The organism is Arthrobacter sp., assembly GCF_031179385.1.
Lineage (GTDB): Bacteria > Actinomycetota > Actinomycetes > Actinomycetales > Micrococcaceae > Arthrobacter_D.
Map to the genome: position 1 here is coordinate 1 of NZ_JAPSHV010000074.1, position 14,545 is coordinate 14,545.

The 14,545-nt window shown below is 63.7% G+C and carries 16 protein-coding genes and 1 tRNA gene; 10 read left to right on the top strand and 7 right to left on the bottom strand.

The window, feature by feature from the left end:
* The 5 genes from RIF85_RS10810 to RIF85_RS10830 form a co-directional block, all read right to left on the bottom strand.
* Nucleotides 1–698, bottom strand: a 698-nt coding sequence (locus RIF85_RS10810; protein ID WP_309071916.1) for a GNAT family N-acetyltransferase, incomplete at its 3' end; no start/stop codon positions are given.
* 20 nt (nucleotides 699–718) lie between these two features.
* Complete coding sequence (locus RIF85_RS10815; protein ID WP_309071917.1) at nucleotides 719–1,744, bottom strand: 6-phosphofructokinase; 1,026 nt, start codon at nucleotides 1,742–1,744, stop codon at nucleotides 719–721.
* A gap of 132 nt (nucleotides 1,745–1,876) precedes the next feature.
* Nucleotides 1,877–2,119: a PspC domain-containing protein gene (locus tag RIF85_RS10820; RefSeq protein WP_309071918.1), complete on the bottom strand. Its 243-nt coding sequence runs from the start codon at nucleotides 2,117–2,119 to the stop codon at nucleotides 1,877–1,879.
* A gap of 59 nt (nucleotides 2,120–2,178) precedes the next feature.
* Entirely contained in the window at nucleotides 2,179–2,400 is a 222-nt protein-coding gene (locus tag RIF85_RS10825; RefSeq protein ID WP_309071919.1) for a hypothetical protein, read from the bottom strand.
* Nucleotides 2,397–3,872 (bottom strand): PspC domain-containing protein, encoded by a 1,476-nt coding sequence (locus tag RIF85_RS10830; protein ID WP_309071920.1) that lies wholly within the window; start codon nucleotides 3,870–3,872, stop codon nucleotides 2,397–2,399. The genes RIF85_RS10825 and RIF85_RS10830 overlap by 4 nt, the downstream gene beginning before the upstream one ends.
* Before the next feature lie 124 nt (nucleotides 3,873–3,996).
* Here RIF85_RS10830 and RIF85_RS10835 point away from each other — a divergent pair, with 124 nt between their 5' ends.
* Complete coding sequence (locus tag RIF85_RS10835; RefSeq protein WP_309071921.1) at nucleotides 3,997–5,241, top strand: PspC domain-containing protein; 1,245 nt, start codon at nucleotides 3,997–3,999, stop codon at nucleotides 5,239–5,241.
* Nucleotides 5,234–5,884 (top strand): response regulator transcription factor, encoded by a 651-nt coding sequence (locus RIF85_RS10840; RefSeq protein ID WP_309071922.1) that lies wholly within the window; start codon nucleotides 5,234–5,236, stop codon nucleotides 5,882–5,884. The genes RIF85_RS10835 and RIF85_RS10840 overlap by 8 nt, the downstream gene beginning before the upstream one ends.
* Before the next feature lie 119 nt (nucleotides 5,885–6,003).
* Here RIF85_RS10840 and RIF85_RS10845 read toward each other — a convergent pair whose 3' ends face one another.
* Nucleotides 6,004–7,236 (bottom strand): pyridoxal phosphate-dependent aminotransferase, encoded by a 1,233-nt coding sequence (locus RIF85_RS10845; RefSeq protein WP_309071923.1) that lies wholly within the window; start codon nucleotides 7,234–7,236, stop codon nucleotides 6,004–6,006.
* A 266-nt stretch (nucleotides 7,237–7,502) separates the two neighbouring features.
* Here RIF85_RS10845 and RIF85_RS10850 point away from each other — a divergent pair.
* The 8 genes from RIF85_RS10850 (at nucleotide 7,503) to rplL (ending at nucleotide 12,809) form a co-directional block, all read left to right on the top strand.
* Nucleotides 7,503–7,575 (top strand) — tRNA-Trp (locus RIF85_RS10850).
* Nucleotides 7,576–7,623: 48 nt separating this feature from the next.
* Nucleotides 7,624–7,941: a preprotein translocase subunit SecE gene (gene secE / locus RIF85_RS10855; protein ID WP_375164425.1), complete on the top strand. Its 318-nt coding sequence runs from the start codon at nucleotides 7,624–7,626 to the stop codon at nucleotides 7,939–7,941.
* Between the two features lie 59 nt (nucleotides 7,942–8,000).
* On the top strand, nucleotides 8,001–8,825 hold the full coding sequence (nusG, locus tag RIF85_RS10860) for a transcription termination/antitermination protein NusG (RefSeq protein WP_309071925.1): 825 nt from the start codon (nucleotides 8,001–8,003) through the stop codon (nucleotides 8,823–8,825).
* Between the two features lie 119 nt (nucleotides 8,826–8,944).
* Nucleotides 8,945–9,373, top strand: coding sequence for a 50S ribosomal protein L11 (gene rplK / locus RIF85_RS10865; protein WP_309071926.1), 429 nt, complete (start codon nucleotides 8,945–8,947; stop codon nucleotides 9,371–9,373).
* A gap of 198 nt (nucleotides 9,374–9,571) precedes the next feature.
* Nucleotides 9,572–10,279 (top strand): 50S ribosomal protein L1, encoded by a 708-nt coding sequence (gene rplA / locus RIF85_RS10870; protein ID WP_309071927.1) that lies wholly within the window; start codon nucleotides 9,572–9,574, stop codon nucleotides 10,277–10,279.
* A 123-nt stretch (nucleotides 10,280–10,402) separates the two neighbouring features.
* Nucleotides 10,403–11,497, top strand: coding sequence for a GNAT family N-acetyltransferase (locus RIF85_RS10875; protein ID WP_309071928.1), 1,095 nt, complete (start codon nucleotides 10,403–10,405; stop codon nucleotides 11,495–11,497).
* Between the two features lie 271 nt (nucleotides 11,498–11,768).
* Entirely contained in the window at nucleotides 11,769–12,368 is a 600-nt protein-coding gene (gene rplJ, locus RIF85_RS10880) for a 50S ribosomal protein L10 (protein WP_309071929.1), read from the top strand.
* Nucleotides 12,369–12,428: 60 nt separating this feature from the next.
* Complete coding sequence (gene rplL / locus RIF85_RS10885) at nucleotides 12,429–12,809, top strand: 50S ribosomal protein L7/L12 (RefSeq protein ID WP_309071930.1); 381 nt, start codon at nucleotides 12,429–12,431, stop codon at nucleotides 12,807–12,809.
* 71 nt (nucleotides 12,810–12,880) lie between these two features.
* On the opposite strand, the gene RIF85_RS10890 is transcribed toward rplL, so the two are convergent.
* Nucleotides 12,881–14,083, bottom strand: a complete 1,203-nt coding sequence (locus RIF85_RS10890; protein WP_309071931.1) for an acetyl-CoA C-acetyltransferase — start codon at nucleotides 14,081–14,083, stop codon at nucleotides 12,881–12,883.
* Nucleotides 14,084–14,545 lie beyond the last annotated feature (462 nt).

Consider the following 14,545-nt stretch of genomic DNA (forward strand, 5'->3'; position numbering starts at 1 on the left):
GTTTGGGTCCCCGCACGGACAAACCCAGACCGTACCGCTGTTCGCTGCGACCCCACGTTGTCCGTTCTGGCCCGCCACTGTGGAATGAGGCCGGCCGCCATTGCTTCCTCGACGGCGACTGCCACTGCGTAGGTGGCCCGTCCCCGCCGTCGTTGGTCAGGAGGTGTGAGAGCTCCGACGTGCGCGAGGATGCCCTCCCAGATGTCGTAACCGGCGCCGGCGAGGGGCCGCGGCGGGTCGGAGGACTCGTCCACCAGCACGCAGCTGTGTTCCATGCTGCTCAGTCCCACTTCGGCGACGTCGTCCGGGGGGCAGAGGCGCTCAAGCGCGAGGGCATCGTCGGGGTCGCTGCTCACCGGCGGCCCCTCGTCCGGGAACGACGGCAGGGTGTCGCAAAAGAGCAGCGATGCTTCGCCCAGGCCCCGGCCGCCGTGGGTCCGGCTCATGGACAGCAGCGTCGAGTGCCTGGCCAGTTCGACGCCGGACAGATCCTTCGCCGCATCCAATGCCCAGGCGGGTCCCACCAGCGCTTCCCTCCCGAAGAGCGAAACGAAGGTCAGGAGGGGCGCAGCATTGTCCTCGCGATAGATACGCGCGCCGCTCCCGGCGAGGGCCTCATCATCGAGCCCGAGCCGCCTCGACCAGGCAAGCTGGATGATGGCGATGGTGCCGGGTTCGAGATTCATCTCGAGAGTCATACAGCCACGTTACGACGTGCTTACCCGAAGAGCACGGCCGCCTCGTCGTAGCGGTGCTGCGGGACGCGCTTCAGATTGCCCAGAGCGGCTTCGAATCCCACGTGCGCAATTTCCGTGCCGTGAAGGGAGACCATCGTGCCCCAGAGCCCGTCGATGACTGAGTCCACGGCAGCCATGCCGAGCCGGGTAGCCAGCACCCGGTCGAAAGCGGAAGGGACACCGCCGCGCTGGATGTGACCGAGGATCGTCGAGCGGGTCTCGATGCCGGTGCGTGCTTCAATCTCGGGAGCCAGCTGGTCGGCGATGCCCCCGAGCCGGGGCCGGCCGAAGGTATCCAGGCCGCGTTCCGAGTGCGCCTGCTCCAGATGCGAGGGCACAAAGCCTTCCGCAACGACTACCAGAGGAGCGCGGCCACGGTCGCGGGCATCGGTGACCCACTCGCAGATCTGGTCCATGGAGGTCTGCTGTTCGGGGATGAGGATGGCGTGGGCGCCGGATGCCATACCCGCGTGGAGGGCGATCCATCCGACGTGACGGCCCATCACTTCAGCGATCATGCAGCGCGAGTGCGATTCACCGGTGGTGCGCAGGCGGTCGATCGCTTCGGTGGCGATCTGTACTGCCGTGTCGAACCCGAAGGTGTAGTCGGTCGCATCAAGATCGTTGTCCACGGTCTTGGGGACGCCCACGATCTTCAGTCCGGCGTCGGTCAGGCGCTTCGCGGCGGCAAGTGTGCCCTCACCGCCGATGGCAATCATCGCGTCGATGCCGAGACGGTCGAGGTTGGCCTTGATGGCGTCCGGACCGCCCTTGCCCTCGAACGGGTTGGTGCGGGACGTGCCGAGGATGGTGCCGCCCTGCTTTGAGATGCCGCGTACCGCGTGGCGGGGAAGATCGATGATGTCCCCGTCGACCACGCCGCGCCAGCCGTCCCTGAATCCCACGAACTCGAGGTGGTCGGTCTTGATCCCCTTGAGGACAGCTCCGCGGATCACTGCGTTGAGCCCGGGGCAGTCGCCACCGCTGGTGAGGATTCCGATCTTCATGTAAGGCGTTTTCCAATCAATCGTGGACGGGTGACTTGGTGAGGCGCCTCCTTGAGCCAGATATGATTCTAGACACACTTAACCGCCGCGGGAGTTTATGAAGCCTCCCGCGGCGGTGCGTGAATGCTGCGATCAACGGTTGGAGATGAGCCTCTCCAGGGCGATTGTTCCGTCCGTCTTGGGAAGGAGCAGCCAGAGCGCCACGTACACCGGCGGACCGATGACGGGAAGCAGGAAGCTGAGCAGGATACCGATCCTCACCAGCCCTACCGACCAACCGAACTGCAGGGCAATGCCGGAAGCGATGCCTCCGAGCCACCCACCGGGAGCGCGCTTGATGGGCGAGGAGCGGAGGGCGTTGAAGAAGGAGTTCATGTGTCCATGCTTTCGTATCGGGATGGCGATGTCACGGGAAGCGGGGCCGGCCGGCTCGCTCATCGGTTGCGCCGGTTCATTGACAGGACGCCGCCGATGATCAGCGCCAGGCCGGTTCCGACGAGGAGCACCATCACCACGAGCACGGGGTCAAATACCAGGCCGATGAGCTCACCGGCGAGGACGAGGGTGCCGATGATGATGGCCAGTGCTCCCCAGATGATGGTGCCGGCGCGGGGCCGTGTGTCGTCGTCGTGCTGGTGTGAATAGAGGGTGCTCATGGTTCCTGTCCGCTTTCGGTGTCGACAAGTGCGTCTTCTGTGGTGGCTATGGTGACGTGGCTGACCACGCCGCGAACGTCGAGGATGATGCGGGGGCCGTCCGCGTCCTCGTTCAGGCGGAGGGTGCCCGGCTGCCAGATTCCGCCGACGCTCGTGGTTTCCTCGGAGGACACGACCTCGGTTGAGCTCAGCGCGGTGCGTGAGCGAACCTCCACGGGGACATTGTCGGGAACGAGGATTCCCACGTTTCCTGCCGCCGCGCTCACGGGAATGACGACGTCCTCGGTGATGGTCCCGAGTTGGGTGAGATCCACCCTGCCCTGACCGGCGACGACGGTGTATCCCTCAGACTGCGGACTCGCGGCGGTCATGGACCATCTGCCATGGTCCGCGAGGACCCAATTGCCCGTCGCCGGGGCGGATGACGAGATGATGGTCGCCACTATTCCCACGGCGGCCAGGAATCCCAGCGCCCCGGACGTACGTCCGCGGATACCCAGCAGGACAATGCCGATACCAAGCACGACGACGGCGGTCGCGAGTGCGACAGGGATGACACTGCCTCCAAGGTCAAGAACCCCCACGTAATCCAGGACGAGGACGAGCGCTGCGAAGAGGAGCGCCCCGCCAAGGAAAATTGCGACGTCGGCGCCCGTTGGGTGCGGTGCAACAGGCTTTGAGGGAACCTGCGCAACAGGTCTTGTCGGGGTGGTGAAGGGCTGGGTGGGAGGAGTGGTCCACGAATAGGTATCAGTGGGTGCGGTAGCCGGCGGGTACTCGTCGGTTGACAAGGTCCCCGGACCTGAACCCTGCGGAGAGAAGTCGGTGGGTGACGTGCTCGATGCGGATGCGCTCGTGGAGAAGGCGTTCGGCGCGCTGGTGCCGGTGACGCCGTTTTTCTTGTTCCTGTTTGAGTTGGAAATCCAGTAGACGATGAAGACCGCCACGCCGATCCAGAACAGGCTCCAGAGGAAGCCCCCGAACCCGCCGGAGTTTCCGAAGAACGGTGCGTCCGGACGCCAGAGGCCGAGGAGCGACACGATCAGGGCACCGGTCATGCCGGAGGTCCAGCTGCCGCGGCCGGCGGACTCGAGATGGATACGGCCGTCCGGTTCAGGCAGCAGCGCCCAAGCCAAGCCGTAAGCCAGCAGGCCGATGCCGCCGAAGACCGCAAGCACCACGAAGATGCCGCGTACGAGGATGACGTCCAGGCCGGTCCGGGCGGCGATACCTGTTGCCACGCCGCCGATCCAGCGATCCTGGCCGCGGACGATCCTCAGGCTCCTCACCCAGCCGAAGAAGCCGCTGCCGGCTCCGGCATGAGGAGGAACGCCGGGTCCGGCCGGATTGCCCTGGGCGTCAGGGCCACCGGGAGGAATGCCATGGGCGCCGCCGCCGGCTGCGGATTCGGCGGGGGATTGTGGGACGTCGTCCGCGTCCCTGGGTGAGGAAGGGTCTTGTTGCGAGTTCATATCTTCATCTTTGTCTTCGGCCGTTCGCCCAACCATCGGGGCTGACCCTGAACCTCCCCTGACCCCCGCCGGGATTCCCCTGAGAACGGGTAGCACCGGGCCCTGAGCGTGCTTGGATTGATTCATGAGACCCCCGCTGCTTCGCTCCAGCGACGCCCTGATCGCTGGCGTCTGCGCAGGTCTGGCGGCACACCTCGGAATGTCACTGCGGGCCGCCCGAATCGGGATGGTGGTGCTCTCCCTGTTGGGAGGTGCCGGCGTCGTTCTGTACGGCTGGCTGTGGCTGTTGGTGCCCACCGCGGAGGAACGACGCCGGGGTGTTGCCACACCTGCCGGCCTGCGGCTGGGTGCGCCTGCCCTTGCCGCACCCGAGACGCGTCCGGCACGGTCACTGCGTACTCCGGGCGGGCACGAGGTACTGATCGGCGTGGGGCTACTGGTCGTTGCTGCCGCTCTGGTCGCCCAGCAACTGGGAGTCAACGTCCAGTGGGGATGGCTGCTTCCGGTCGGGGTGGTGGCGCTCGGGGCGGTCCTTGCGTGGTCCCAGCTCGACGAGGCACGACGCGCGCGGCTCATGGACCACGCGGGTGCTACCCGGGCTGAAGGGCTTGCCCGTCTCGCGGCCGGTCTGGTCCTGGTGATGGTCGGCGTACTCATCCTCGTGTCCGGCTCACTGTCCTGGGAATTCACGTGGCCGGCGCTGCTGGCAGCGGCGGCTGTGCTTGGCGGTGTCGCCCTGGTGCTGGCGCCCTGGGGACTGAAGTTCTGGAAGGACCTCGAAGCCGAACGGGCAGCGCGTGTCCGGGAGACCCAGCGCGCCGAGATTGCCGCGCATCTCCACGACTCCGTGTTGCAGACGCTGGCGCTGATCCAGAACCGTGCAGCTTCTGAGCAGGACGTCATCCGTCTTGCGCGCGCCCAGGAGCGGGAGCTGAGGCGATGGCTCTATGTTGATGCCGCTGAGCGCACCGGCAACCTGGCCGACCGGATCAAGGCGGTCGCAGCGGAGGTGGAAGAGGCCTATGGGCATCCGGTCGACGTCGTATCCGTCGGGGACACGCCGATCACCCCGCGGCAGGATGCACTGGTGCAGGCAACGCGCGAGGCCGTTGTCAACGCGGCCAAGCACGCAGGCGGCGCGATCTCCGTCTATCTTGAAGCGGGGACCGCTGTATCACAGGTGTTCGTACGCGATCGCGGATCCGGTTTCGATCTCGACACCGTGCCGGAGGATCGGCTCGGAATTCGGGAATCGGTGATCAACCGGATGCAGCGCCATGGCGGCACTGCCCGGATCCGCAGCTCGGACTCCGGAACGGAAGTTCACCTCACCATGCCCGAAGAGGAAGCAGGAACCAACCATGACTGAGCCGATCACCGTCGTCGTGGTGGATGACCACGCCATTTTCCGGTCCGGAGTGAAGGCAGACCTCGACGGGCGCGTGCAGGTGGTCGGCGAAGCAGCCACCGTGGAGGAAGCGATCGCGGTCATCCGGAAGCACCAGCCGCAGGTCGTCCTCCTCGACGTACACTTGCCCGGCGGACGGGGCGGCGGCGGTGCTGAGGTGATCGCCGGCTGCGCCGATGTGCGCCAGTCCACGCGGTTCCTGGCACTCAGTGTCTCGGACTCGGCTGAAGACGTGGTCACGGTCATCCGTGCCGGTGCCCGCGGTTACGTCACCAAGACCATCTCGGGGGCAGATATCTCAGACGCCGTACTGCGGGTGGCTTCAGGGGACGCGGTGTTCTCGCCGCGGCTTGCGGGGTTCGTTCTTGACGCGTTCGGCACAGCAGCCGTTGCGGCCGCGGACAGCGAACTCGACCGGCTGTCCGCGCGGGAGCTGGAGGTCATGCGGCTGATCGCACGGGGCTACAGCTACAAGGAGGTGGCCAAGGAACTGTTCATCTCGATCAAGACCGTGGAAACCCATGTCTCGGCGGTCCTGCGCAAGCTGCAGCTCTCCTCACGGCACGAGCTCACGCGCTGGGCAGCCGAGCGTCGTCTGCTCTGACCGGGTTGCGGTGGGTGCGTTACCGACGGCCGCCGCGGGCCCTGCCCGCTCCGCGATGCCCAACCACTCCGAGGCATTGCGGCGGCCGCCGTGTAACGCGCGTCCAGTGGTCCGCCGTGTCAGCGGACTTTGCCCAGGAACTCCCGGAGCCGGCCGACGCCCTCCGCCAGGTCCTCGTCGCCGAGCGCGTAGGAGAGGCGAATGAAGCCGCTTGGACCGAAGGCCTCACCAGGCACCACGGCCACCTCAACCTTGTCGAGGATCAGGGCAGCCAGTTCCGCCGACGTGAGCGGACGCGCGCCGGCAAGTTCACGGCCGAGCAGTTCGCGAACATCCGCGTACGCATAAAAGGCACCGTGCGGTGTGGGGCACTGGACACCGTCAATCCCGTTCAGTCCGGAAACCATCGCACGACGACGGCGGTCGAAGGACTTCTTCATCTCCTCCACCGCGGTCAGCGGGCCGGAAACAGCCGCAAGGGCCGCCATCTGGGAGACATTCGCGACATTCGACGTCGCATGCGACTGAAGGTTGGTGGCCGCCTTGACGACGTCCTTCGGGCCAATCATCCAGCCCACGCGCCAGCCGGTCATCGCGTAGGTCTTGGCGACGCCGTTGAGGATGACCACGCGGTCACCGAGCGAGGGGGCGGCTGTCGCGATGGAGGTGAACGGGACGTCGTCGTACGTGAGGTGTTCGTAGATCTCGTCGGTGACCACCCACAGGTTGTTGCTGGCGGCCCACTCGCCGATCTCCCGGACCTGCTCGGGGGAGTACACAGCGCCGGTCGGGTTGGACGGGGAGACGAACAGCAGGATCTTGGTCCGGGGCGTGCGGGCCGCCTCGAGCTGCTCGACGGTTGCCAGGTAGGACTGTTCCGGGCCTGCGAAGACCTCGACGGGCACGCCCCCGGCCAACCGGATAGCTTCCGGGTAGGTGGTCCAGTACGGGGTGGGAACGAGGACCTCGTCGCCCGGATCAAGCAGCGTGGCGAAGGATTGGTAGACCGCCTGCTTGCCGCCGTTGGTCACCAGAACCTGGGCGGGGTCAACCTGATAACCGGAATCTCGCAGCGTCTTCTCGGCGATGGCCTGCTTCAGCTCGGGCAACCCTCCGGCGGGGGAGTAGCGGTGGAAGCGGGGCTGCCGTGCGGCGTTGATTGCTGCCTCAACGATGTACTCGGGCGTGGGGAAGTCAGGTTCGCCGGCACCGAAACCGATGACGGGGCGCCCGGCAGCCTTGAGTGCCTTGGCCTTCGCATCAACGGCCAGCGTCGCGGATTCCGCAATAGCGCCAATTCGCTGGGACACGCGTCCGTTCGATTGCTGGGACAGGGCGTCGGCGGCAGTCATGGTCTTCCCGTCAGTCGTGGTTGATTGGGGTGAAAAAGCATCAGGCGCAGGCCTCATCCCAGCTTAGGGCTTATCGCCCCGGGCAAGACGGTCATGACGCGCTGAATGGCGTTCCCTGACGGTGTCTCGAAGGGTGCGTACGGCCCGGTTCGACGTTGCGTCTCTGATTGCGTAGACTAGTTCCTCGGTGTTGAAGTCGCCATGATGGTTCGTGCCTGCACTGCGGTAGCCGCAGGGTATCGAAGCGTGGCGAAAATTCACTCCAAAGGGTAGTGGCGCAATTGGTAGCGCAGCGGTCTCCAAAACCGCAGGTTGCAGGTTCGAGTCCTGTCTGCCCTGCGCATCACCGTCATGGACAGCATGCGGCAGTGCGGCGTTGAACGCTCTATGAGTGATGGGTCAGTGCGGCCAGCTCAGGTACCTACAAGATTGGTGAGGTTGAAGGTGACCGATACGGCTGCGAGCAGCTCCAAGGGAAGCCCCGCCGGCAAGCAGGATCCGAAGCGAGGATTCTTCGGCCGGATCATCCTTTTTGTACGGCAGATCATCGCCGAACTGCGCAAGGTGGTTGTACCCACCCGCAAGGAACTGATCCGATTCACCATCACCGTCTTGGTGTTCGTGGTCATCATGATGCTCATTGTGACCGGGTTGGACTTCCTGTTCGGCACCGGTGCGGTGTGGGTCTTCGGCGGCAACAGCTAGTTTCTGCCCCACAGCGGCAGTATCGAGCAAGCACAGCAATCCAGAAAGCAGGCAGCTAGGTGTCCGAGCAAGAACTCGAACGACAGATCACCCCCGACGAGGAAGATCTGGGTACCGAGGATCAGGTAACTGCAGCAGAGGCGGAAGACGCTTCTGCTGATGCCGCTGTGCCCGCGGACAGCGAGGACTTCTCCTTCGACGAGGATTCAGCTGACGAGCCGGCTGAAGATTCCGCTGAAGAGGGATCTGTCAGCGATACCGAAGAGGTCCAGGAGCCCGAGGTTGACCCGGTGGCCGAGTTCAAGGCCAAGCTGCGTCGCCAGGAGGGCGACTGGTACGTCATCCACTCCTACGCCGGCTACGAGAACCGCGTGAAGGCGAACCTCGAGACCCGCATCCAGACTCTGGACATGGAAGATTTCATCTTCGAGATCCAGGTGCCCATGGAAGAAGTTGTGGAAATCAAAAACACGACGCGGAAGATCGTCAACCGCGTCCGTATCCCCGGCTATGTCCTGGTGCGCATGGACCTCACTGATGAGTCCTGGGGCGCCGTTCGCCACACGCCTGGCGTCACCGGCTTCGTCGGAAACGCACATGATCCGGTGCCGTTGAGCCTCAATGAGGTGTTCTCCATGCTGGAGCACACCATCGTGAAGACCGGCACGGAGGCTGGAAAGCCGGCCCGTACCCAGACCACGCCAACCCTGGTGAACTTCGAGGTCGGCGAGTCGGTAACGGTCAACGAGGGACCGTTCGAGACCCTCCCGGCGACCATTTCGGAGATCAAGCCGGAATCGCAGCAGTTGGTGGTCCTCGTCTCGATCTTCGAGCGCGAGACACCGGTTACCCTCTCCTTCAACCAGGTAACCAAGATCCAGTAGATTTCGTCCTCGCCGGGTTGCTTTGAACCGGCACGGACGGCCGACCGCCACGCCATGGCGGTCACTATCCCCGGGACGCTCCTGTCCCGAGGAACGAAATGTAAGAAAAGGACCCTTTCATGGCCCCCAAGAAGAAGGTCACCGGCCTCATCAAGCTGCAGATCCAGGCAGGCGCCGCCAACCCGGCTCCTCCTATCGGTCCCGCGCTTGGTCAGCACGGTGTCAACATCATGGAGTTCTGCAAGGCATACAACGCCGCAACAGAATCCCAGCGCGGAAACGTTATCCCCGTTGAAATCACGGTGTACGAGGACCGCTCGTTCACCTTCGTCACCAAGACCCCTCCGGCTGCCGAACTGATCAAGAAGGCTGCAGGCGTTCAGAAGGGTTCCGCGACGCCGCACACCGTCAAGGTTGCCAAGCTGACCCAGGCACAGGTTGAGGAAATCGCCACCATGAAGATGGAAGATCTCAACGCAAATGATGTCCAGGCAGCAGCCAAGATCATTGCCGGCACTGCCCGGTCGATGGGCATCACGGTCGACTAACGAGGAGTTTACGTACGGTGGAGCCGAGGAACGAGGAACCGCCGGGAGTAAGCCCCGCGAGCTAGTCGACAATCGAACACCGTCGACTAAGACGGCACTCAATAAATCATTTACGACACCGAGCCTCACCGGCATCGGATGTCTGTGGCAGGGCCCAGCGCGGTCCGCAGACCACGACTGCATAAGGAGAAAGAGCAGATGGCAAAGCGCAGCAAAGCATATGAGGCAGCTGCCGCCAAGATCGACGCGAACAAGCAGTACGCGCCGGTAGAGGCAGTAGCCCTGGCGAAGGAAACCAACCCCTCGTCGTTCGACGCAACGGTTGAGGTGGCTTTCCGCCTCGGCGTCGACCCCCGCAAGGCAGACCAGATGGTGCGCGGCACCGTCAACCTGCCCCACGGCACCGGCAAGACCAAGCGCGTTCTGGTCTTCGCAACCGGCGAAAAGGCAGAAGCAGCAATCGCTGCCGGCGCTGACTTCGTTGGTTCCGATGACATGATCGAGAAGGTTGCCGGCGGCTGGGTCGATTTCGACGCAGCAGTTGCCACGCCCGATCTGATGGGCAAGGTTGGCCGCCTCGGTAAGGTTCTCGGTCCCCGTAACCTGATGCCGAACCCGAAGACCGGCACCGTTACTCCGGATGTCACCAAGGCTGTCAATGACATCAAGGGTGGAAAGATCGACTTCCGTGTCGACAAGCACTCCAACCTTCACTTCATCATCGGCAAGGTGTCCTTCGACGCCCGCAAGCTCGCTGAGAACTACGCGATCGCTCTGGAGGAAGTGCTTCGTCTGAAGCCGTCCGCCTCCAAGGGCCGCTACATCCAGAAGGCAACGGTTACCACCACCTTCGGACCGAGCATCTCGGTCGACCCGAGCGTTACCAAGGTTCTGGCCGACGCGTAAGGTTCTCATTGATCAAAAGGCGGGTGCAGCGATTGCTGCACCCGCCTTTTGCATGCTCGGCGTCGGGCGATGACCGGGCGCCAGTGATTGACAGTTCCCAATCGCTAGCGGATGATACTTGCTATGACCGCTACCGTGAGCATCCAGCAGTATGCGCTTCCTGAGTCGCTGGACGTCCCCGAAGCCCGCCCGTTCATCGCCGCTTCTGATTTGAGCAACCTCATTGAGCGTGAGGTGTGGGGCAATGATGACCATTGCCATTCGGCCCAGACGCGCTTCGAGAGTTCCCGGCCGAACGACTACGAGGAACGCACGACGTTCCTCGCGTTCGAGGGCGAGGGGGTGGTTGGCAAAGCCGTGGTCGATATACCGCTCGCCGATAACCTTCAGACCGCTTACGCGTCGGTGCTGGTTCATCCTGACCGCCGGCGCACCGGTCTCGGTTCCGCTCTGTATGCTGCGGTCGAGGAGCATGCGCGGCGTCGGGGGCGGAACACGGTCATGGGTTGGACGGACCATCGAGCCGGTTTTGATGCTGCCCATGATGTGCTCGTTCCAGCAACAGGTGCAGGTGCTTTTCCAGCGGCGTCACTCGCTGCCCGTTTCGCAACCGCCCACGGGTTCGCACTTGCCCAGGTGGACCGCTGCAGTGTTCTGCCGGTGGAGGCGGATAACGGAAGGCTCAACGCGTTGGCGCATGACGCTGCGACGACCGCCGGCTCGGACTACGAACTCGTTGACTGGCTGGATAGCTGCCCGGAGGAGCTGCTTGAGCAATATGCGCAGCTCCGCAGCACCATGAGTACCGATGTGCCGATGGGTGATCTCGAGTGGGAAGAAGAGAGTTGGGACGGTGCGCGTGTCCGGGAAGGCGAGCACCGGTTGGCACGGGAAGGCGGAAGCAGTCTTGTCCGCGCCGTGCTGCACAGGCCAAGCGGGCGGTTGGTGGGCCACACCATCCTCGAACGACGTGCCGAAAAACCCGACACCGTCTATCAGGAGGACACGCTGGTGCTCTCCCGGTATCGGGGCCACCGCCTGGGAATGTGGCTCAAGGCGGCCAACCTCCTCGCCGTCGTCGGCATCTGGCCCGAGGCGAAGCGCATCTACACCTGGAACGCGGAGGAGAACCACCACATGCTTGCCGTGAATATCGAGCTGGGGTTCGCCCCGGAAGGTTACACAGCAGCGTGGCAGAAGAAGCTGGGCTCCGTGTGAGGTGACCGGCAGGGGCGGCCGATTTGGCTGCCTCGGCCGGGTCCCGTAAGCTTGAAGAACCAAAGACCGTCGGTCGATGAACACTCACCCCCTGAATTCGTTCGGAAGTGCTGTGTGCATCTGAAAGTTCCCGTAAGGGCGGCCAGCGCAGGTGAACGAAGCAATTCCTTCCGCAGAGCATTCTGTTCTGACCAGGTTTCGCCCCGTGCAGCTGCGCGGGGCGTTTTTTATTGGAACCGCTCACCGGCACCAATTCCCCGGAAGGAGGGTTATGGCAACGCCAACAAAGGTTTCGGCCGTGGATGAGATCACCACCGATTTCAAGGAATCCACTGCTGCTGTCCTAACCGAATACCGTGGGCTCTCCGTTGCACAGCTCAAGGAACTGCGCCGCTCGCTCGGTGCAGAGACCAAATACGCTGTCGTCAAGAACACCCTGACTGGCATTGCAGCCAAGGAAGCCGGCATCGATGCGTTCGATGGCCAGCTTGCCGGCCCCACTGCAATCGCCTTCATCAAGGGTGACGCCGTTGCTGCGGCAAAGAGCCTGACGGATTTCGCGAAGACCAACCCACAGCTCGTCATCAAGACCGGTTACTTCGAGGGCAAGGCCCTCGACGCTTCGGCGGTAGCCGCGCTTGCTGCTCTTGAGTCGCGTGAGTTCCAGCTGGCCCGTGTTGCAGGTGTCCTCAAGGCACCCATGTCCGCACTGGCCCGCACCGTCGATGCCCTGCGCATCAAGTTGGAGGAGAACGGGGACGCTGCACCTGCGGCAGCCGCCGAAGCTCCCGCGGCAGAGGAAGCACCCGCTGCAGCGGATGCCGCTCCTGCCGAGGCTGCAGAAGAAGCAGCTGCCCCCGAAGAGAAGTAATTCTCTCACCCACCAAACTCCCGGTGCCGCGCGCACCATATCAGGAAGGATGCTTTTGCCATGGCGAAGCTCACCAACGAAGAGCTCATTGAAGCTTTCAAGGAACTGTCCATCATCGAGCTCTCGGACTTCGTAAAGCTGTTCGAGGAGACCTTCGACGTTACCGCTGCTGCTGTTGCAGTTGCAGGCCCCGCCGGTGGCGGCGCTGGCGAAGCTGCCGAGGAAGAGAAGGACTCCTTCGACGTCGTCCTCGAAGCTGCCGGTGACAAGAAGATTGCAGTCATCAAGGAAGTTCGCGCACTCACCTCCCTCGGCCTCAAGGAAGCCAAGGACCTGGTTGACAGCGCACCCAAGGCTGTCCTCGAAGGTGCAAACAAGGAGACGGCAGAAAAGGCCAAGGAGGCCCTCGAGGCCGCTGGCGCCACTGTCACCCTCAAGTAAGTTCCTCGAACTTCCAAAACAGCCCCGGAACCGTTTGGTTCCGGGGCTGTTTTGCTGTCAGTACAAAGGAATCAGTCGCGGTAGAGGAGCAAGGCCTCGCCCTGGCCGCCGCCGCCGCACAGGGAAACGGCGGCTTTGCCGGTGCCCCTGCGCTGCAGTTCCATCGCTGCATGAAGGGCAAGCCGGGCGCCCGATGACCCGATGGCGTGACCCAGCGCGATCGCGCCGCCATGGAGGTTGCATTTCTCAAGCGGCAGGTCCAGGTCCTTCAGTGACTGACAGGCGACTGAACCGAAAGCCTCGTTGATCTCGATGAAATCGAGGTCTGCGGTAGTCCACCCCGCGCGTTCCAAAGCCTGCTCGATCGCGCGCGATGGCTGTGAGTGCAGTGAGTTATCAGGGCCGGCCACCTGCCCCGGGCGCCCCACGACCGCAAGGATCTCCCAACCCTTGGCCTCTGCGTTCTGCCTGTTGGTCAGCACAAGGGCGGCCGCGCCGTCGGATAGGGGAGACGAGTTTCCCGCGGTGATCGTGCCGTCCTTCGCAAAGGCGGGCTTCAGGTTGGCAAGAGTCTGCACCGTAGTGTTGGGCCGGACCCCCTCATCGGTGGAGACCACCAGGGGATCACCCTTGCGCTGGGGTACGTGCACGGGGACGATCTCATCCTTGAACACGCCGGATTCGATTGCGGCCGCTGCGCGCTGGTGGGAATGCGCGGCGACTTCATCCTGCGACGTACGGTCGATGCCCAGCCTGACATTACCCCGTTCGGTTGATGCGCCCATCGATTCCTCGTCGAAGGCGTCGGTCAGCCCGTCATGGGCAACGGAGTCAACGGCCGGCATGGTCCCGTAAGTCCAGCCCTGCCGTACACCCGGCAGCAGATGGGGTCCGCGTGACATCGATTCCTGTCCGCCGGCGACGACGACGTCCGCCTCACCGCCGCGGATCAGCCGGGCGGCGTCGATCACTGCGGTGAGACCTGACAGGCAGACCTTGTTCACGGTGACGGTGGGAACATCCCAACCGATTCCTGCCTTGATGGAGGTCTGGCGCGCTGGATTCTGGCCGCACCCAGCCTGCACTACGTGGCCCATGATGACGGCGTCCACATCGCCGGCTGCAACTCCGGACCGTTCCAGGGCCCCGCTCACAGCGAAGGCTCCGAGCTCGACCGCGGTAAAAGCCGCCAACTGGCCATTGAGCCGCCCAGTGGGAGTACGCGCACCCCCGACGATGACGACGTCCTGGGGGGTTTGCTCAAGACTGTTCATGGGATGTTGTGCTCGCTTTCGTCATTGAATGTGAGGGGGAGGATTGCTCCCGGCGTCTCGTCCCCAAGTTTACCGGAGTGGGCTGCAATTTCAGCTAATGGCCATTCACTGAGCTGCTGTCCACGTACGACTCGGCTTCAGAACCCATATACCACATCCGGTTGGACATTGTCGCTACCCTCGCGTACAGTAGATATTTGCGTCTTCCCTCATAACCTCAGCCTTCATATAGCGGTGGGCTTTGCCACGCATTCGTCATTTAACGGATAGTCCCGTCGGTTCCCCCGTTGGGCTGTTCAGTGAGCGAATGCAGGCGTCAGGTTGGCACCTTTCACGGTGCGGGGAGTGATCGTAAGAACACGCCTGTTGGTCTGTGGAAGGATCCCTCTTGGTCGCCCCGAGCACCTCACTTAATGCAACCGCTACCAGCCAGGTCGACGCCGACGGCGCCGCACCCCGGCT